The sequence below is a fragment of the Streptomyces sp. NPDC001027 genome (assembly GCF_040299045.1).
Taxonomy (GTDB): Bacteria; Actinomycetota; Actinomycetes; order Streptomycetales; family Streptomycetaceae; genus Streptomyces.
This window is the reverse complement of record NZ_JBEPBI010000076.1, coordinates 1-19,536: the sequence shown is the minus strand read 5'-3', so window position 1 is coordinate 19,536 and position 19,536 is coordinate 1. Positions and strand designations below refer to the sequence as shown.

The 19,536-nt window shown below is 71.5% G+C and carries 14 protein-coding genes and 2 pseudogenes; 11 read left to right on the top strand and 5 right to left on the bottom strand.

Going from position 1 to position 19,536, the window contains the following annotated elements:
• Positions 1-48: 48 nt before the first annotated feature.
• Complete coding sequence (locus ABT300_RS21595; RefSeq protein ID WP_351678121.1) at positions 49-543, bottom strand: MarR family winged helix-turn-helix transcriptional regulator; 495 nt, start codon at positions 541-543, stop codon at positions 49-51.
• Positions 544-636: 93 nt separating this feature from the next.
• On the opposite strand from ABT300_RS21595, the gene ABT300_RS21590 reads away from it, so the two are divergent.
• On the top strand, positions 637-2,439 hold the full coding sequence (locus ABT300_RS21590; protein ID WP_351678118.1) for an ABC transporter ATP-binding protein: 1,803 nt from the start codon (positions 637-639) through the stop codon (positions 2,437-2,439).
• Between the two features lie 53 nt (positions 2,440-2,492).
• Entirely contained in the window at positions 2,493-3,395 is a 903-nt protein-coding gene (gene mltG / locus ABT300_RS21585) for an endolytic transglycosylase MltG (protein ID WP_351678115.1), read from the top strand.
• 83 nt (positions 3,396-3,478) lie between these two features.
• On the opposite strand, the gene ABT300_RS21580 is transcribed toward mltG, so the two are convergent.
• Positions 3,479-4,555 (bottom strand): NAD(P)-binding domain-containing protein, encoded by a 1,077-nt coding sequence (locus ABT300_RS21580; RefSeq protein WP_351678112.1) that lies wholly within the window; start codon positions 4,553-4,555, stop codon positions 3,479-3,481.
• A gap of 98 nt (positions 4,556-4,653) precedes the next feature.
• Here ABT300_RS21580 and ABT300_RS21575 point away from each other — a divergent pair, with 98 nt between their 5' ends.
• The 6 genes from ABT300_RS21575 to ABT300_RS21550 all read left to right on the top strand — a co-directional run bounded on the left by ABT300_RS21575 (position 4,654) and on the right by ABT300_RS21550 (position 13,376).
• On the top strand, positions 4,654-5,082 hold the full coding sequence (locus ABT300_RS21575; RefSeq protein WP_351678109.1) for a secondary thiamine-phosphate synthase enzyme YjbQ: 429 nt from the start codon (positions 4,654-4,656) through the stop codon (positions 5,080-5,082).
• 316 nt (positions 5,083-5,398) lie between these two features.
• Positions 5,399-6,367: a cyclase family protein gene (locus tag ABT300_RS21570; protein WP_351678107.1), complete on the top strand. Its 969-nt coding sequence runs from the start codon at positions 5,399-5,401 to the stop codon at positions 6,365-6,367.
• A 129-nt stretch (positions 6,368-6,496) separates the two neighbouring features.
• Positions 6,497-9,373: a SpoIIE family protein phosphatase gene (locus ABT300_RS21565; RefSeq protein ID WP_351678104.1), complete on the top strand. Its 2,877-nt coding sequence runs from the start codon at positions 6,497-6,499 to the stop codon at positions 9,371-9,373.
• A gap of 135 nt (positions 9,374-9,508) precedes the next feature.
• Positions 9,509-11,056 carry a sugar ABC transporter ATP-binding protein gene (locus ABT300_RS21560; RefSeq protein ID WP_351678101.1) on the top strand — a complete coding sequence of 516 codons (1,548 nt, stop codon included), beginning with the start codon at positions 9,509-9,511 and terminating at the stop codon, positions 11,054-11,056.
• Positions 11,053-12,159 (top strand): ABC transporter permease, encoded by a 1,107-nt coding sequence (locus tag ABT300_RS21555; protein WP_351678099.1) that lies wholly within the window; start codon positions 11,053-11,055, stop codon positions 12,157-12,159. Before ABT300_RS21560 ends, ABT300_RS21555 begins: the two co-directional genes overlap by 4 nt.
• Before the next feature lie 56 nt (positions 12,160-12,215).
• Positions 12,216-13,376 (top strand): substrate-binding domain-containing protein, encoded by a 1,161-nt coding sequence (locus tag ABT300_RS21550; RefSeq protein WP_351678096.1) that lies wholly within the window; start codon positions 12,216-12,218, stop codon positions 13,374-13,376.
• 19 nt (positions 13,377-13,395) lie between these two features.
• Here the strand turns inward: ABT300_RS21550 and ABT300_RS21545 are convergent, their stop codons facing one another.
• On the bottom strand, positions 13,396-15,924 hold the full coding sequence (locus tag ABT300_RS21545) for a SpoIIE family protein phosphatase (RefSeq protein ID WP_351678093.1): 2,529 nt from the start codon (positions 15,922-15,924) through the stop codon (positions 13,396-13,398).
• 657 nt (positions 15,925-16,581) lie between these two features.
• On the opposite strand from ABT300_RS21545, the gene ABT300_RS21540 reads away from it, so the two are divergent.
• A complete protein-coding gene (locus ABT300_RS21540) occupies positions 16,582-16,785 on the top strand; it encodes a cold-shock protein (protein WP_151476138.1) in 204 nt (67 codons plus the stop codon).
• A gap of 179 nt (positions 16,786-16,964) precedes the next feature.
• Positions 16,965-18,443: a DEAD/DEAH box helicase gene (locus ABT300_RS21535; RefSeq protein WP_351678088.1), complete on the top strand. Its 1,479-nt coding sequence runs from the start codon at positions 16,965-16,967 to the stop codon at positions 18,441-18,443.
• Between the two features lie 149 nt (positions 18,444-18,592).
• Here the strand turns inward: ABT300_RS21535 and ABT300_RS21530 are convergent, their stop codons facing one another.
• Positions 18,593-18,808, bottom strand: coding sequence for a DUF4177 domain-containing protein (locus tag ABT300_RS21530; RefSeq protein ID WP_057582602.1), 216 nt, complete (start codon positions 18,806-18,808; stop codon positions 18,593-18,595).
• A gap of 306 nt (positions 18,809-19,114) precedes the next feature.
• On the opposite strand from ABT300_RS21530, the pseudogene ABT300_RS44525 reads away from it, so the two are divergent.
• Positions 19,115-19,324 (top strand): annotated as a pseudogene (locus tag ABT300_RS44525) (hypothetical protein); the annotation flags it as partial.
• Here ABT300_RS44525 and ABT300_RS21525 read toward each other — a convergent pair.
• A pseudogene (locus tag ABT300_RS21525) lies at positions 19,293-19,536 on the bottom strand (PucR family transcriptional regulator); the annotation flags it as partial. The pseudogenes ABT300_RS44525 and ABT300_RS21525 sit on opposite strands and share 32 nt — an antisense overlap.

The following is a 19,536-nucleotide window of genomic DNA, read 5'->3' as shown; positions in this document are numbered from 1 at the left end:
CTCCCCGGCACATGCCGGGGGCGCGGGCGCGGCCCGTTCGCGCGTCGTTCAGCAGGTCTGACCCGGGGTCCTTCCCGCGCGGTGCGCGCCGTGTTCCGGCTCGGCCGGGTCGCCCACGCCCACCAGGGCGTCCAGCAGTCCGCTCAGGACCTGGCGCTCGAGGTCCGTCAGCGGATCCAGGATCTCCTCCGCGGCGGACCTCTTCGCGCCCTGCAGCTCGCGCAGGGCCGTACGGCCGTCGTCGGTGAGCTCGATCCTGATGACCCGTCGGTTGGTGGGGTCGGGCGCCCGCCGTACTTTGCCGCTCGCCTCCAGTCCGTCGACCAGTGTGGTGACGGCCCGGGGCACCACCTCCAGCCGTGCGGCGAGGTCCGCCATGCGCGGCGGCGCGTCGCAGTGCGCCAGCGTGCGCAGCAACCGGGACTGGGCCGGGGTCACGCCGAGCCCGCTCTGCTGGAGATGGCGCTTCTGGATGCGGTGCACCCGACGCGTCAGCCGCAGCAGCTGCTCGGCGAGCAGGCCGTCGGAATCGGGGGTGGTCATGGGGGAACAATATCAGGATGCGGTTCATTGTGAGTATAGGTAACAATGAGCTATGCTCCGTCAGTCGTCATCCTCTCACCCTCCGTAGGAGCCATGCCCCGCGATCACATCGACTGGACCCCTTCGTCCGACGCCGCGCCCGATCAGCCCCGGCAGGTGCGCCGCATTCTCCGACTCTTCAAGCCCTACCGCGCCCGCCTCGCGGTGGTCGGCCTCCTGGTGGCAGCCTCGTCGCTGGTCGCCGTGGCCACCCCGTTCCTGCTGAAGGAGACGCTCGACGTCGCCATCCCCGAGGGGCGCACAGGGCTGCTGAGCCTGCTCGCCCTCGGCATGATCTTCAGCGCCCTGCTCAGCGGCGTCTTCGGCGTCCTGCAGACGCTGATCTCCACGACGGTGGGCCAGCGCGTCATGCACGACCTGCGCACCGCCGTCTACGGGCGCCTGCAGCGCATGTCCCTCGCCTTCTTCACGCGTACGCGCACCGGCGAGGTGCAGTCCCGCATCGCCAACGACATCGGCGGCATGCAGGCCACCGTCACCTCGACCGCCACGTCCCTGGTCTCCAACTTCACCAGCGTGGTCGCCACGATCATCGCCATGGTGGCGCTCGACTGGCGGTTGACGGTCGTCTCGCTGGTGCTGCTCCCGGTCTTCGTGTGGATCAGCCGCCGCGTCGGCAACGAACGCAAGAAGATCACCACCCAGCGTCAGAAGCAGATGGCCGCGATGGCCGCCACGGTCACCGAGTCGCTGTCGGTCAGCGGCATCCTGCTGGGCCGCACCATGGGCCGCGCCGACTCCCTCACCCGCTCCTTCGCAGCGGAGTCGGAGCAGCTCGTCGACCTCGAAGTGAGGTCGAACATGGCCGGTCGCTGGCGCATGGCCGTGATCGGAATCGTCATGTCCGCCATGCCGGCCGTCATCTACTGGACCGCGGGCATGACGCTCCAGATCGGCGGCCCCAACGTGTCGCTGGGCACCGTCGTCGCCTTCGTCTCGCTCCAGCAGGGTCTTTTCCGGCCCGCCGTCAGTCTGTTGTCGACGGGGGTGCAGATCCAGACCTCCCTGGCGCTCTTCCAGCGCATCTTCGAGTACCTCGACCTGCCGGTGGACATCACCGAGCGCGAGGAGCCGGTCCGTCTCGACCACGTCAAGGGCGAGATCCGCTTCGAGGACGTCACCTTCCGCTACGACGACAGGGGCGAGCCGATCCTCGACGGCGTCGACATCGCCGTCCCGGCCGGCGGAAGCCTCGCCGTCGTCGGTCCGACCGGCGCCGGCAAGTCCACGCTCGGCTGTCTGGCGCCGCGTCTGTACGACGTGACCGGAGGCCGGGTCACCCTCGACGGCGTCGACGTGCGCGACCTCGACTTCGACACGCTGGCCCGCGCGGTCGGCGTCGTCTCGCAGGAGACGTACCTCTTCCACGCCACGGTCGGCGACAACCTGCGCTTCGCCAAGCCGGACGCCACCGACGACGAGCTGTACGCGGCGGCGCGGGCGGCGCAGATCCACGACCACATCGCGGCACTGCCCGACGGGTACGACACGGTCGTCGGCGAGCGCGGTCACCGGTTCTCCGGCGGCGAGAAGCAGCGCCTGGCGATCGCCCGCACGATCCTGCGCGACCCGCCGGTGCTGATCCTCGACGAGGCGACCAGCGCTCTGGACACCCGGACGGAGGGCGCGGTCCAGGAGGCCATCGACGCTCTCTCGGCCAACCGCACCACCATCACCATCGCCCACCGCCTGTCCACCGTCCGGGACGCCGACCAGATCGTCGTCCTCGACGCGGGTCGGGTGGCGGAACGAGGCACGCACGAGGAGCTGTCGAGGCAGGACGGCCGGTATGCGGCCCTGTTGCGAAGAGATGCCCGGCTTGAGCCGACAAAATGAAAATATGCCCGGTGATGCGAGGTTTGTGATGTTATGGGAGTTAGCGTGCCCTCATGCAGATGAACACTCCGCCACGGAGCGCGATTCGACTGACGCGCCGGGGCCGTATCGTCCTCATCGCGACCGGAGCCGTCGTGGCGGGCACCGCCGTGGCGGTGCCGCTGCTGAGCATCCAGACGCCGCACATGAAGGCGGCCAAGGCGCCGCCGACCCTGGTCGTCCCCGAGGGATGGCGGGCGAGCCAGGTCTACGAGGCCGTGGACAAGGCGCTCGCCCTGGCGCCCGGCACCACCGGCAGGGCGCTGCCGGCGGCAGGTCTGAAGCTCCCGAACGAGGCCGCGGGCAACCCTGAGGGCTACCTCTTCCCGGCGACGTATCCGTTGGACAGGAAGTCGACGCCGCAGTCGCTGCTCACGTACATGGTCGACACCGCCAACAAGAGGTTCGGTGGAGCGCCCGTCGCGGCCGGCGCCCAGCGCAACGCCCTGAACGTGTATCAGGCGGTCACCGTCGCGAGCCTCGTCCAGGCCGAGGCCGCCACCAAGGCGGACATGGGCAAGGTGGCCCGGGTCGTGTACAACCGCCTCGAGCGCGGGATGCCGTTGCAGCTGGACTCGACAGTCAACTACGCGCTGAACCGCTCCACCCTGAAGACGACCGTGAGCGACACCCGCATCGAGAGCCCCTACAACTCGTACCAGCGCATGGGTCTGCCGCCGACGCCGATCGACAACCCCGGCGAGGAGGCGATGCGTGCGGCGGTCAGCCCGACCCCGGGCGACTGGCTGTACTTCGTCACGGTCAGGCCCGGCGACACGCGCTTCACGTCGAGCTTCGCCGAGCACCAGCGCAACGTCGCCGAGTTCAACCGCAGCCAGCAGAGCCTCCCGGCGACCCCGCAGAAGAGCCCTGCGAAGACACCGGGGAGCGCTTCGGCGGCGGCGCCGGCGGGATGAGCTGACCGGAGCCACTGCGGGGCGACCGGGCAGACCGTCAGGCGGCGACCGGGCGAGTCGTCAGGCGGCGACCGGACGGACCGTCAGGCGGCGACCGGCTCCCGCGCCAGCAGTCGCCGGATGTCCCGTACGGCGGCGCGCCCGGCACGGTTGGCGCCGACGGTGCTGGCCGACGGCCCGTAGCCGACCAGGTGGACGCGGGGGTCGGAGACCGAGCGCGTGCCCTCGACGCGGATCCCGCCGCCCGGCTCCCGCAGCCGCAGCGGCGCGAGATGGTCGACGGCCGCCCGGAAGCCGGTCGCCCAGAGGATCACGTCGGCGGCGACCGTACGGCCGTCGTCCCACGCCACTCCGTCCGGGGTGATCCGGTCGAACATGGGCAGCCGGTTCAGCACCCCGTCGGCCAGCCCCTGCCGGATCGCGTCGTTCAGCGGCAGTCCGGTCACCGAGACCACGCTCTTCGGCGGCAGTCCCTGCCGCACCCGCTCCTCCACGAGCGCGACGGCGGCACGGCCCGCGTCCTCGTCGAAGGGTCCCTCGCGGAAGACCGGCGGCCGCCGGGTCACCCACGTGGTGGCGGCGGCGTACGGCGCGATCTCCAGCAGGTGCTGCGTGCCCGACGCGCCACCCCCCACCACGACCACCCGCTGTCCGGCGAAAGCCTCGGGGCCGGGATACCGCGCGGTGTGGAGCTGCCGTCCGCGGAAGGTCTCCTGACCCGGATAGCGCGGCCAGAAGGGCCGGTCCCAGGTGCCGGTCGCGTTGATCAGCGCCCGCGTGGACCACGCGCCGTCGGAGGTCTCCACCAGCAGGCGCCCGTCGACGCCTTCCCGCACGGCCCTCACGTCGACGGGCCGCCGCACGCGCAGGTCGAAGGCGCGCTCATAGGCGTCGAAGTACTCGGCGACCACCTCGGAGGACGGCCGGGAGGGATCCGCGCCCGTCAGCTCCATGCCCGGCAGTGCGTGCATTCCGTGCACCTTGCCGAAGGTCAGCGACGGCCACCGGAACTGCCAGGCGCCGCCCGGCGCCGGGGCGTGGTCCAGCACCACGAAGTCGCGCTCCGGCTCGAAACCGCTGCGCCGCAGGTGGTAGGCCCCGGCCAGACCGGCCTGGCCCGCCCCGATGACGACCACCTCGACCTCACGCATATTGTTCACGCTTCTACCAACGGCGCGACCCGCGTGGATCTTCCCGGAGCGCCGGCGGCCCCCGTCAAGGCGCGTGAGCATCCGGCCCGTGCGTCAGGATGGAGGGCATGTCAGACGCGTTCACCACCCGAGTCCTCCATGTGTCCTCCGGCTCCCGAGAGAAGGTCGTCGACCTCACCGGTGACTGCGAGGCGTTCCTGCGCGAGGCGGCCCACGGCCGCGACGGCCTGCTGAACGTCTTCGTGCCGCACGCCACCGCCGGCATCGCGATCATGGAGACGGGCGCCGGCAGCGACGACGACCTGCTGGCTGCCCTGCACACGCTTCTGCCGGCCGACGACCGCTGGCAGCACCGGCACGGAAGCCCCGGCCACGGCCGCGACCACGTGCTGCCGGCCCTGGTCCCGCCCCATGCGACCCTGCCGGTCGTGGACGGGCGGCTGGAACTCGGGACCTGGCAGTCCGTGTGCCTCGTGGACACGAACAGGGACAATGCGGAGCGGAAGGTGCGTCTCTCGTTTCTTGCGGGCTCCTGACTGCGACCTCGGTCTCCGGGCGACTCGTTTCTTCGTGCCGGAGCCCAGATCCAACCCTGAAGAACAAGCGCCTCGGGAGTGCGCCGGAACGGGGGACCCGGCGCGGTGGCGGACGGAGCCTGCACAACCCCTCCCTGCGGGCGCCACCTCTCCAAGATCACCCCGTGAATGTGCGAAGCTGGTTCTCCGATCACGAGGACGGTGCTTCTCCGTGTCACGGCGTCAGCCGGACGCACACCCCGTAAGCCCGATCCGTGCCGCGTCCGGTGACGTCCTGCCGTGGGAGCCGTTCCAGAACTGGGAGCGGTGAGCGCAGATGAGCCCGGGTTCCGCCGATGCCGCGCACCCCGAGCCGACCGGCGTCGGCAACGGGCCCGCCGTCTCCCGTCGGGAGTTCGACGCACTCTTCGAGGCGGTTCGCACGTGGGGTCGCTGGTCCCCGGCGGACCGCGGCGCCTGGAACCGGGTCACCGCGGACCGTGTGCGGCGGGCCGCAGCGTGCGTGCGGACCGGGACGGTCGTCCCGCTGGCGTTGCCGTGGAACACCCGCCCCGGCCCCGGCAACCGCAGACCTGCCCTGCATCACATGACCGACCTCGGTGACGTGGAGGCGCCGGAACCCTCCACCCACAAGGACTTCATCGCCGCCGACTACCACGGCAAGGGCATCACCCATCTCGACGCGCTCTGCCACATCGCCTATCGGGGGCAGCTCTACGACGGCCGCACGGCACGCGAGGTCGTCGATGCCGCAGGCGCCCGCTTCGGCGCGGTGTCGAGCCTCGGGGCCCTCGTCACGAGGGGAGTGCTCCTCGACCTGCCCGCCGTCCTCGGGATCCACTGGCTGGAGCCGGGGCGGGCGGTGCACGCCACGGACATCGTCGTCGCGGAGAAGGCGCTCGATGTGACGATCGGCGATGGCGACGCGGTACTGCTGCGCTCCGGACACGTCCGGCGTCGCGAGGAGCTCGGCGCCTGGGACCCCGACACGGCCAGCGCGGGCTTTCATGTGGACGCCATGCCGCTGCTGGCCGAGCGTGGCATCGCGCTGCTCGGCGGAGACGGCGACAGTGACGTACGGCCCTCGCCCGTGGACGGCGTGCACTCGCCGGTCCACGCCCTGGCTGTGGCCGCGATGGGGATGCCACTGCTGGACAACCTCGACCTGGAAGCGCTGTCCGCCGCGACCGCGACGGCGGGGCGCTACGACTTCCTGCTCGTCGTGGCGCCGCTGAACGTCCCGGGCGGGACGGGCTCGCCCGTCAACCCGGTCGCGGTCCTGTGACACCGATCCGCCGGTCACCGTGTGTGAGGGGCTTCGTGAACGGTGACTCGCGCCTCCGATGCCCGTATCCTCGTCTATATCGGGACATTCCGGAAAGACTGACTGTCGAAGGCGCGAGTGAGGCGGAGCGTGGTTCGGGCCGGCGAAGATCCGATACCGACGGGGCGTGCGCCAGGCGGCACGGGGCCCGCCGGTTTCCGTGAGCGGTTCCTGCAGGGTGAGCCGGTCGAGACGGGTGTGCGCACGTCGATCCTGGATTCCTGGCGGCGCTGCCGCACCCTGGGTCTGTCGCCGAACCAGTCCGACCTCCCCTTCCGGGACGACTTCGAACCGGACGGACGGATCGTCCACGCGGCCGTTCCGGTGCTCGACCGGCTGCAGGTCGTGTTCGCCGGCAGCGCGATGAACATCTCCGTCGCCGATGCGAGCGGGACGGTTCTCCTGCGCCGTTTCGGAGAAGCGTCGCTGGCCAGAGCTCTCCCGGCCATCCAGACAGTCCCCGGGTTCGTGTTCGTCGAGCAGGTCGCCGGCACCAACGGCATCGGTCTCGCCCTGGCCGAGCGCCGACCCATCCGGGTCTACGGCGCCGAGCACTTCGCCGAACGCTCCCAGGGCAGTGCCTGCCGCGCGCTTCCCCTCCGCGACCCGCTCAGCGGCCGCGTCGAGGGCGTCCTGTGCTTCGGCTATCCACGCAGCGCGGAGGACCCGGCGCTGGACACCGTGATACGCAAGGCGGCCAAGACCATCGAGGGGCGGCTGCTCGAGCAGAGTTCCGCGCGCGAGCGCGCCCTGCTGCGGGCGTACCTGGACAGCGGAGCCGAGGCCGCCGCAGGCTTTCGGCACCGCGTCGGGGTGCGGGAACTGGCCGTGGAGATGAGCCCCCGCGACCGGGCGATCCTCATGGAGAAGGCCGCCGAGCTCATCGCCCGCGCGCAGCGGGCCTGTGTCGACGTGCCCCTGCCCGACGGCCGTCGGGTCACGCTCGTGAGCCGGCCGATGACGAGTGCCTCCGGGGTGGAGGGCTTCGCCGTCGAGGCCGTTCTCCCCGGTCCCTCACCGCGCGAGCCCCTCGTCTTCCCGCATCAGGTCCACGAGCAGCTGGGTCTCCCTGCCGAGCTTGCCGCCGCCACCTCCCTCACGTTCTCCGGGGCCGTTCCCGACGCGGCGCCCCGGCAGCTCCACGTCACCCCGCCGTCGGAGTATCTACCCGGCATGGAGCCCGGCCCTGTCGTCGTGGGCGTCGAGCGCGTCACGGCCGGCGACGGCACGGCGGACGAGCACTCCGACTCCCCGCCCCCCGGGAGAGGGCTCATGATGGTGGGGGAGCCGCACGTGGGGAGCTACGCCCTGGCCGCGCGCCGCCGCCTGGAACTGCTGTCCGAGGCCGGCGTCCGCATCGGAACCACCCTGGATGTGCGCGGTACCGCCCGGGAGCTCGCCGAGTCGGCGGTGCCGCAACTGGCCGACTTCGTCACCATCGACCTGCCCGAGGCCGTGCTCCGCGGCGAGGAGTCCGCCGATCCCCGCGGTGACCTACGCCGTACGGTGGTCCACGGCATCCACGACGACTGTCCCTTCCACCCGGTCGGCAAACAGGTCGACTACGGTCCGACGATGCCGCAGTCGCGGTGTCTGACGAGCGGCCAGGCAGTGCTGGAACCGGACCTGAAGGCTGCCGCGGGCTGGTTCGCGCAGGACCCCGAGCACTCCGCACAGCTGTTGAGCCACGTCCACTCCCTCGTCGCGGTGCCCCTGGTCGCCCGCGGCGTAGTCCTGGGCGTGGCCGGCTTCTACCGTGCGCAGGACTCGCCGCCGTTCGGGGACGACGACCGGTCGCTGGCCCAGGAACTGGGCGCCCGTGCCGCACTGTCCATCGACAACGCCCGGCGCTACACGCGCGAACGCACCATGGTCCTGGCCCTGCAGCGCAGCCTGCTCCCGCACGGTGTGCCGGACCAGGACGCCGTCGAGGTCGCCCATCGCTACCTGCCCGCCGAATCCGACGTCGGTGGGGACTGGTACGACGTCATACCCCTGTCCGGCAGCCGCATCGGGCTCTTCGTCGGCGACGTCGTCGGTCACGGCATGCTCTCCGCAGCCACCATGGGGCGGCTGCGCACGGCCGCCCGCAGTTTCGCCGAACTGGACTTCCCCCCGGACGAGGTCCTCACCCATCTCGACAAACTCGTGGGACGCCTGGACCGGGAGGACCCCGGCGCCGTGGACGCAGGCATCATCGGCGCGACCTGTCTCTACGCCGTCTACGACCCGACCACACAGCAGTGCACCATGGCCCGCGCCGGCCATCCCCCGCCCGCTCTGGTCCGCCCCGACGGCACCGTGTGGTACCCCGACCTGCCCGCCGGACCCCCGCTCGGCCTCGGCGGTCTGCCGTTCGAAGCCGCCGAGATCGAACTCCCTGAGAACAGCCAGCTGGTTCTCTACACCGACGGGCTCATCGAGGACCGCCACCGCGACGTCGACGTGGTCCTCGATCAGCTGCGCGCCACCCTGGCCCAAGCCAACGGCACGCCCGACGAGACCTGCGAGGCGGTACTCGACACCGTGGCCCCCGCCCACCCCTGCGACGACATCGCCCTGCTCGTCGCCCGCACCCACGCCCTGGCCCCCCAGCGGATCGCCACCTGGGAACTGCCCGCGGATCCGGCCCAGGTCAGCGAGGTCCGCGCCGCCGCCACCCGGCAACTGGCCGACTGGGGACTCGACGAGGCCGCGTTCGCCGCCGAACTCGTGCTCAGTGAACTGGTCACGAACGCCATCCGCCACGGCGCGGGGCCCATCCGGGTACGGCTGCTCCACGACCGCACCCTGATCTGCGAGGTCTCCGACACCAGCAACACCGCCCCACATCTGCGCCGAGCGGCCAGCACCGACGAGGGTGGCCGCGGCCTGTTCCTCGTCGCGCAGCTGACGCAGAGCTGGGGCACGCGATACACCCAGCAGGGCAAGGTCATCTGGGCCGAATGCGGGCTCCAGGGAGCCTGAGGCGCCGACCCGGCGATTCGCTGCTCCGTTGGGGTCACAGACAGCGGTCAGATGTCAATAAATATGCGACATGTACCGCTAATGTCACTGATGCCCATCGGGAAGAACCCGTCAGGTCCAACCCCGGAGAGGTCCGTGCACGAGGCCCACGACACCTCTGCGCATGCGGTCCCGCCCTTCGGGGCGGAACCTCTGGTCCGTGTCCGCGGACTCGCCAAGCGGTTCGGGGGGACCCTCGCGCTCGCAGGGGTCGACCTCGATGTCCACGCCGGCAGCGTCCTCGCCCTCCTCGGTCCCAACGGAGCCGGGAAGTCCACGCTCATCAAGGTGCTCGCCGGCGTCCACCACGCCGACTCGGGGCAGGTCACCGTGGCCGGGCACCCGCTCGGGAGCCACGCCGCTTCCCGGCACATGTCCTTCATCCATCAGGATCTCGGCCTGGTGGAGTGGATGACGGCAGCCGAGAACATCGCTCTGAGCACCGGGTATCCGCGCCGCTGCGGACTGATCTCCTGGCGCCTCACCCGAGAACACTGCACCGAGGCCCTACGGGTCGTCGCCGGACATCTCGACCCCGACGCGCCGATCGCCCGCCTTGCCCCGGCCGAGCGTTCGCTTGTCGCCGTCGCACGAGCTCTGGCGGCACGGGCGGGACTCATCGTCCTCGACGAGCCGACCGCCCGCCTGCCCGCCGCGGACTGCACACGGCTGTTCCGCGTGCTGCACACCCTGCGCGACCGGGGGCACGGCATCCTCTACGTCAGCCATCGCCTGGACGAGGTGTACGAGGTCGCCGACGCCTTCGCCGTGCTGCGCGACGGGCGCCTGGTCAGCCACGGCTCTTTGGCGGACCACGGCCCCAGCCGCCTGGTGCGCGACATCACCGGCGAGGAGCCGACCGACCACCGCCCCTTCACCGCCCCGGGCGGCGGCCCGGCCCTCCTGACCCTGGACGGGGTGCGCACCCCCGACGCGGGACCGGTCGGTCTGGAGCTCAGGCGGGGGGAAGTCCTCGGCCTGGTCGGTCTCACGGGCGCCGGACACATGGACCTCGCCCGAGCCCTCGCGGGCGCCCGGCCCCTCCTCGGCGGCCGGGCCCTTCTCGGCGGTCGCCCGTACCGTCCCCGCACGGTCGCGGACGCGGTCGGACGGGGTGTCGCCCTCGTACCCGGTGACAGACAGCGGGAGGGGTGCCTCGCCGAGCTGACCGTACGGGAGAACCTCCTGGCCAACCCCCGGGCGGGAGGCCTGTCGGCGCTGCGCTGGATCAGCCCCCGCCGCGAACGCGCCGAGGCCGGCGCCCTGATCGAACGGTTCTCGGTGCGTCCCCACGACAGCGAGGCCGCCATCGCCACCCTGTCCGGGGGGAACCAGCAGAAGGTCATGATCGGCCGGTGGCTGAGGCTGGGCCTGCGCCTGCTGATCCTGGAGGAGCCGACGGCGAGCGTGGACATCGGCGCCAAAGGCGCGATCCACCGCCTGCTCGACGAGGCGCTGGCCGCCGGTCTCGCGGTCCTCCTCATCTCCAGCGACTTCGAGGAGGTCGCGAGCGTGTGTCGGCGTGCCCTGGTCTTCGTCCGCGGATCCGTGACGACCGAGTTGACCGGCCCGGCCCTCACGGTCACCGAGCTCACGCGGGCGGCTTCGGCCCTGCCCTCCTCCGGAACCGCGGCGAATCCGTGAACGGCTCCCCCTCTCCGGCTGCGCCCCCGCCACGGCCGCGTCGCTCGGGCCCACCGAGGCGACTCGCCCGACTGCGCGACCGCAGCGGGCAACTCGTCGGCGCCTATGGCCTCCTGGCGCTCACCGCCCTGCTCTTCCTGGCCTTCTCCCTCGCCCTGCCGCGTACGTTTCCCACCGGGGACACCGTCGACTCGATCCTGTCCAACCAGTCGATCCCGGCCGTCCTCGCACTCGCCGCGATGGTCCCCGTCGTGACCGGCGCGTTCGACCTCTCCATCGGCTACGGCCTCGGCCTGGCGCACGTCATGGTGATGCAGCTCGTCGTGGGCGACGGGTGGCCCTGGCCGCTCGCCTGCCTCACGGTGATCGCCGGAGGGGGTGTCGTGGGAGTCCTCAACGGTGTCGTCGTCGAGTTCGGACGGATCGACTCGTTCATCGCCACGCTCGGCACCGGCAGCATGATGTACGCGGTGACCGGCTGGGTCACCGGCGGCGGCCGGATCGTCCCCGGCCCGCAAGGCCTGCCACCCGCCTTCACGGACGTCTACGACTCGAAGTTCCTCGGCCTGCCGGTTCCCGCCTTCTACGTGCTCGCGCTCACGATCGCCCTCTGGCTGGTTCTGGAGCGGCTACCGCTCGGCAGGTACCTGTACGTCGTCGGGGCGAACCCGCGCGCCGCCGACCTGGTCGGCATTCCGACCCGCAAGTACACCGTCTACGCCTTCGCCGCGTCGGGCCTGATCGTCGGCTTCGCCGGAAGTCTGCTCGCGGCTCAGCAGCAGATCGGCAATCCCAGCGTCGGCCTCGACTACCTGCTGCCCGCGTTCGTCGGCGCCCTCCTCGGCTCCACCGCCATCAAACCCGGCCGCCCCAACGCCCTGGGCACGCTCGTCGCCGTGGCCGTCCTCGCCGTCGGCCTCACCGGCATCGCCCAGATGGGCGGCGACTTCTGGACGGTCCCGTTGTTCTACGGCGGCACCCTGCTCCTCGCCGTCGGACTGGCCGGCTACTCCGCTCGGCGCCGGCTGCGCACCGGCGCGGTCGTCGCCCGCGACTCGCCCGCCGCGACACAGGACGACGGCACGCCGGGCAGCTCTCCATGACCCACGCCGCGGGCATCGCCAGAGGGCCCGGGCGGCATCCTCCGCAAGGAGCTTCCGTGCACCGCAACCGCAACACCCCCACGGTCCGCAACGCGCGGTCCACTGCCACCGCCCTCGCGGTCGCGGTCTTCGTGCTGGCCGGCTGTGAACGCGGCTCGTCGAGCGGCCCGGCGCACTCCACCTCGGGTCCGAGCGGTTGCCCCGCGGCCCAGGCCAGGGCCCAGGCCGCCGTGAGCCGGGCGGAGCGGACCGACGTCCCCTGGAACGGACCGACCAGCGGCCCCACGGCGGTGGCCGACAAGACCATCGTCTACGTCGCCCAGACCATGACCAATCCCGGAGTCGCGGGAGTTGCGGACAGCGTGCGGGAAGCCGCGCGCGTCATCGGCTGGCACGTCCGGGTGATCGACGGTGGCGGCACCCCCGCCGGCATCCAGGCGGCGATGAGCGAGGCCGTGGACGTCAGACCCTCGGGCATCGTCATCGGGGGCTTCGACCCGGGCTCGACCTCGCAGCAGGTGGCGCGTGCGAACGCGGCAGGCATCCCGCTCGTCGGCTGGCACGCGGTCGCTTCCCCCGGCCCCAGCCGGCGCCCCAGGCTCTTCACCAACGTGACCACCAGAGTCGAGGACGTGGCCAGAGCCAGTGCGCAGTGGGTCATCTCAAGCTCCGACGGCACAGCCGGGACCGTGGTCTTCACCGACGCCTCGATCCCCTTCGCCAAGTACAAGTCCGACCTGATCAGGAAGGAGCTGGCGACCTGCGCGGGGGTGAAGCTGCTGGCGTACGAGAACATCCCGATCCCGGATGCCAGCAGCCGCACGCCCCGGGAGATCTCCTCACTGCTCTCCCGCTTCCAGGGCAGATGGACCCACTCCGTCGCCATCAACGACCTGTACTTCGCCGATGCCGCCCCGGCGTTCCGCGCGGCCGGCAAGAAGGGTTCCGGCCCGCCCTTCAACATCGGCGCCGGCGACGGCGACCCCTCCGCCTTCCAGCGCATCGACAGCGAGCAGTACCAGGCGGCCACCGTGCCCGAGCCGCTGTCCCTGCAGGGCTGGCAGATCGTCGACGAGTTCAACCGCGCCTTCTCCGGCCGGCCGGCCAGCGGTTATGTGGCCCCCGTCCACATCAGCACGGCCGACAACAGCCACGGCGCCACGACCTGGGATCCGACGGGATACCAGGCCGCGTACCGGAAGATCTGGGGCACGTGACGGTGGCGGCGGGGACTGGTCAACGTGGCGGGGCGTACTCGGTGAGCAGGAGCGCGATGTCGTCCGCCCTGTCGGGGGAAGCGTGGCAGGCATCCCGCAGCAGCCCGTCGGCCAGATCGTCCAGGCCGCCCCTGCCAAGCCTGGCCAGCGCCCCCCGAAGCCACTCGACGTCGGAACCGATGTCCGACTCGCGCCTCTCGATCAACCCGTCCGTATAGAGGGCCAGGACCGACCCTGGAGCGAGACGCCGCTCCGACTCCGGAAAGTCCGCTGTCGCGTCGATGCCGAGCAGTGGGCCGCCGGGCACATCCAGGATCTTGGTGTGCCCGTCGGGCAGGCGCAGCAGGGGCGGGAGATGGCCCGCGCGGACGATGCGCGCGATCCCCGAACGGAGATGGAGCCGGGCGTAGCAGCAGCTGGCGAGGAGCGCCGGGTCGAGGTCCATGTGGAGCCGGTTGGCGCCCGCGACCACGTCGCTCGGTCGGTGGCCGGCGGCGACGAAGGCCCGCATGGCGCTGCGCAGTTGGCCCATGGCGGCCGCGGCGGGGACATTGTGCCCCTCGACGTCCCCGACGATCAGTGCGACCTCGTCGCCGGTGGGGATGACGTCGTACCAGTCGCCGCCGATGTCCATCCCCCGGGTGCCCGGAAGATAGCGCCCGGTGACGTGCAGCCCCGGCAGGGTGGGCAGGCGGTGCGGCAGCAGCGCGTCCTGCAGGCCGCGAGCGAGGGCGAATTTGGCGTCGTAGAGTCTGGCGCGTTCCAGGGCCTGGCCGATCAGGCCGCCCAGCGCGGTGAGGACTCCGCGCTCCTCGTCGGGGAACCGGCGGACGTCGTCGAAGCCGAGCATGCAGGCACCGACCGGGTGGTTCGAGGCGATCAGCGGCAGGAACGCCCAGGAGTTGGTGGGACCCGCCATGAGCCCGGGGTAGCTCTCGCGGAGCTGCTCCCGGGACTCGACGAACAGCGGGACCCCGGAGGTCAGCGCATCCGTCACGGGCAGCCGGGCGTGCAGCGGGGTGCCTTCGAACGGGGCGAGAAAGTGTTTCGAGCAGCCGCGCTGAGCGAGCAGGTGCAGGCGCCGGTCCTCCACCACGGCGATCGCCAGCTTCTGGCCGCCGAAAGCCGGCAGCAACTGTTCGGCGACGGCATCGAACACCTCGTCCGCGGTGGCCGCCTCGGTGAGGGCGCTGCCCAGCGTGAGCACCCGGTAGAGGGAACCCACACGGGGAGCCGCGGGCGGAGGCGCCAAGGAGACGGGCGGCTCCTCCTCGGTGACTGGTGTACCGGGTCCGGAACCGGCCGGTACGGGCCGGCGCACTCGTGAGGCCCATCCCGTCATGCCCTGAGCGCCCGGGTGGAGGGAGAAGACCAGCCACTCGTCCGGCGGGCGGCGGACCAGGAAGGAGACCGGTTGCTGGGAGACGGCGGCGGCCCGGTAGCGGTCCTCGTACACGGGATCGGCCAGCCAAGGCAGCACGTCCCAGGGGCGCCGGCCGAGCAGGTCGTCCTGGCGGACCCGCAGCAGATCCTCCAGGCTGTGGTTGGCATAGGCGAGGCGTCCGTCGGGAGCGAGCGCGAAGAAGCCGTCCGCGAGCCGCTCGATCGCCGCCAAGGCGGCCATGCCGCTCCCGGCGTCGAGCACGGCGCCGACCAGGCGGCGAGAGGACTCCGAGTCGTCGGGGCTCTCCGGCACCCGGCCCCACAGCTCGACGACGCGGCGCCCACCATGGCCGTCCAGGATGCGCAGGCGGTGCGCAAGTAGGTGTCCCTCCTCGACAGCGGCACGGGCGGCGGACCGAAAACCGGGCAGATCCGTCGGCTCGATGCAGGCCGCCAGCGTGGCCGCCCGACCGTCGAACGCGCGGGGCGCAATCCCGAAGATCGCGCACAGCTCGTCGTCGGCGGTGAGGGCTCCGATGTCGAGGTTCCAGTCGAACAGGCCCACCCGGATCGCGGGGGCGGACGGCAGCGGGACCAGTATCGGAGCCGTCCGCTCGTCGTACTCACCGAGTGTGCCGCCGGCCCGCAGTCCGGCGAGGGCGGTGCCCAGCCGATCGGCGGCGGAGCACAGCTGTCCGCGCTGCGCCCTCGACAGTCCTGTCCCGTCCGGCCGGGGCGTCCACACCACGGCGATGGCGCCGAAAGTCCGCTCGCCCGCCCGTACGGGGACCGATGCAGAGCCGAACGGGTAGGGCAGGGCGATCGCGAGCTGGGGGAAGCGCCGCATCGTCTCCTCCGCGTCGGCCAGATGGATCATGCGCCCGGAGCGGCACGCCTCCGCCACCGGCATCCGGCTGTTGACCGGGATCCGACGCCACCCGCTGAGCAGGGAGGGCGGTGTCCCGCAGGATGCGGCCACGACGAGCGAGCGATGGTCGCCGGAGAGCAGGAACACGCTTCCGGTATGTGCTCCGGTGACCTCCACGGCATGGATCACGGCCTTGACCAACGCGTCGTCACGTTCGGGCGCTTCGCCGACACCCGCGGCGCCGAGCGGGTGCGAGCTTGATGCCATGTCGTTGGCCGACACGCTGCCCTCGATCATCCATGGAGTGCTTTTCCCATTTTAGGGTCATTCGCACCTCTCTGTGGAGGGACGCAGGGCCGCTATGGGGGAGCAGATTCCGACACGGCCAACCGGCCGGACGGAGCGGGAGCGAGCCCGTTTGTTCCTCACCGCCCTGCGCCTGCCGGGTGGTGCGCCGAGGGAGGGCCTGACCGTGCCGGAAGATCTGAAAGCGCAGGTCAGAGCCCATTGTCTCAGCAATCGACGATGCTCTCCGCGAGCCCGCCATGCCGTCTCCTTGTGCTTGACGATCACACGGACGGGCTCATGGGCGCAGCGGCGACCCGTGCGGATCCACCGCCGCGGCGCCCATGGAGGCCCGGGCTCCTGGAGGCCGCCTGCGGCCCTTGCTGTCCAGGCGGTCTTGGCGATCCCTGCGGTCCGTGCGGTGTCTGCGGTCCGTGCGGCCAATGGGGCGTGAGCGGCGCACGCGGTGAATAGGTAGTGCGTTTGTGCACTCCGTGGTAGTCTGGACCTAGTTGCAGTTGTGGTTCCCGAATCTTCAAGTGCCTCTACGGCCGTAGCCGTGGGGCGTTTTTTGTATCTCCGGTGCTCATCCGGACGGGGTTCATTTGTGGCAACACAAGAGGTTCGCATGGTGTGAACCTCTGGGCACTGCCCCGAAGGAGATGTGACATGGCTACTGGCACCGTCAAGTGGTTCAACTCGGAAAAGGGCTTCGGCTTCATCGAGCAGGACGGCGGCGGCCCCGACGTCTTCGCCCACTACTCGAACATCGCCTCCTCCGGCTTCCGTGAGCTCCAGGAAGGCCAGAAGGTGAACTTCGACGTCACGCAGGGCCAGAAGGGCCCGCAGGCGGAGAACATCACCCCCGCCTGATGCCGAAGCGCGCGCGATAACCGCGACAGCTGGGGTCCCACCGTTCGGTGGGGCCCCAGCTTGCTGCTTTCTGCATTCCGTTGGAATGCTTTCATTCTTGTATTCGGCTCGTACTTGCAATTCATCCGGCTCACGTCTGTCGGGAATTCCTCGATGCGTGCCCTCGAGGAAGGTTCCCCGTGAGCCGTTCAGCTCGCACGAACGACCGTTTCCGGCCGCAGGGCCGGGGGCGCACCGGCGCCGCTCAGGGCGGCGGCGGACGTCGACCCGCCGCGCAGCAGGGGGAGTTCGCACCGCCGGACACCGTCACCCCGGCGCTTCCCGCCGTCACGGCCTTCGGTGAGCTGGACCTGCCCGCCGCGTTGCTGACCACGCTCACCGATCTCGGTGTGCGCGAGCCGTTCCCGATCCAGGCCGCCACCCTGCCGAACTCCCTCGCGGGGCGTGACGTCCTCGGCCGAGGACGGACCGGATCGGGCAAGACGCTCGCCTTCGGCCTGGCGCTTCTGGTGCGCACGGCGGGTCGACGGGCCGAGGCGCGCAAGCCGCTGGCCCTGATCCTCGTCCCCACGCGCGAACTGGCCCAGCAGGTCACGGACGCGCTCACCCCGTACGCACGAGTGCTGAAGCTGCGACTCGCCACGGTGGTCGGCGGCATGTCGATCGGCCGGCAGGCCGGCGCCCTGCGCGCCGGGGCCGAGGTCGTCGTCGCGACGCCGGGCCGCCTCGCCGACCTCGTCGAGCGCAAGGACTGCCGCCTGGACGGGGTGAAGATCACCGTTCTCGACGAGGCCGACCAGATGGCCGACATGGGCTTCATGCCCCAGGTCACCGAACTCCTCGACCAGGTACGGCCCGACGGCCAGCGCATGCTGTTCTCGGCCACCCTGGACCGCAACATCGACCTCCTGGTCCGTCAGTACCTCCATGACCCGGTCGTGCACTCGGTCGACCCCTCGGCGGGCGCGGTCACCACGATGGAGCACCACCTCCTGCAGGTGCACGGCGCCGACAAGTACGCCGCCGCCACCGAGATCGCCGCGCGTGACGGACGCGTGCTGATGTTCCTGGACACCAAGCACGCGGTGGACCAGTTCACCAGGCACCTGCTCGGGAGCGGAGTGAAGGCCGCGGCACTGCACGGCGGCAAGTCCCAGCCCCAGCGCACCCGCACCCTGACCCAGTTCAAGACCGGTCATGTGACGGTGCTGGTCGCCACCAACGTCGCGGCCCGGGGCATTCACATCGACGACCTCGACCTGGTCGTCAACGTGGACCCGCCCGCCGACCACAAGGACTACCTGCACCGCGGCGGACGTACGGCCCGCGCAGGCGAGTCGGGCAGCGTGGTCACGCTGGTGCTGCCCAACCAGCGCCGGGACATGGCCCGTCTCATGTCCGACGCGGGCATCAGGCCGCAGATCACGCAGGTCCGTTCCGGTGAGGCCGAGTTGAGCCGCATCACCGGCGCCCAGGCTCCCTCCGGCGTGCCGCTTCCCGGCAGCGGATCGGCCACCGAGCGTCCGAAGCGCGGCGGGGCCCCGTTCCGCGGCATGGGCGCCCGTCCCGGGAGGGCGGGCGGAGACTCCCGCAGGTCCGCCGAGGCACGCCAGATCGCCGAGGCCCGCAAGGCGGCCCGGATCCGCCGCGGCGCATAGTCCGGACAGATCGCACAGATCGCACAGGCCGTGCAGCCCGCGTGGCCCGGACAGACCGGTGCGGATCCGTCCCGGTCTCATCCGGTTCTTCGCCGACGCGGGGGGTCCGGTCGGCCCGCCGTTCACCACGACGGGCCGACCCGGGGTCGTCAGCGGCGCGGACGCTCCAGGGTGAGGAGCAGGCCCTCGACCGCACCGGGGCCGATGCGACCCTTGACGTCGGCTGAGGTGATCGCCTTCAGGGCCCAGCCGTCCTCGGCGTGCTTGTTGAGGACCTTCTCCAGCTTGTCGCTGTCCAGTGCGTCGCCGATCAGCGACTCCCGGAAGGTGACGACCTTGTACTCGAGTGCGTGCGGGTTGCTCATGTCGGGGGCCTTCCTGCGGATGGACTGGCTGCCGGAACGGGACCAGCCAACCACCGGTCGGCGTCACCGGCCACGGCGGGGTGCGACTGCCGTCCCGCCGGCCTGGCGGCGGGCGGCGACTGCGGGCCGGTGACTGCGGCCCGGTGACAAGGGCGGCGTCGGGCGCTGCGTTCTTGTGAGCACTCCCCGACGGGGCGCTTCCCGCCGCCCTACGGTCCGCCCATGAAGTCCACGACGTCGCTGAAGACCGCGAAGACGAGTCCCGGCAGAGGCAGGACATGGCGAGGCGCCGCACTGGCGGCGCTGCTGACCGCCGGGGCCCTCACCGGAGCCGCCCCCGACGCGGAGGGAGCCGGCACGCGCACCGAGACGCCCGTGGCGTCGACGCACCCGGCCGACGGGGCGACCGAGTCGACGGTGCGGGTGAAGGCGCCGTTGCCGACGTCGTTCGGCAGTCGTCCGGCGGCGTGCGACTGGCTGTCGCGGCGCAGCGCACCACGCCCTGTCGGGGCAGCACCTCGCGGCCCATCAGCCCGAGCGCGCGCGTCGCCCAGTGCAGCGAGTGCGCGGCCTCGGCGACGGGGACCGTCGGGCCGATCGCCGCCGGGCGCCCCTGCAGGCCGAGGACGAAGGACCGGCCGCCGAACCGGCCCGCGCCCTCCGGGTCCGGCGCCAGCACCCGCGGCGGCCGTGACTCCGTGTCCGCCAGCGCGCCCGGCGCGCTGGCG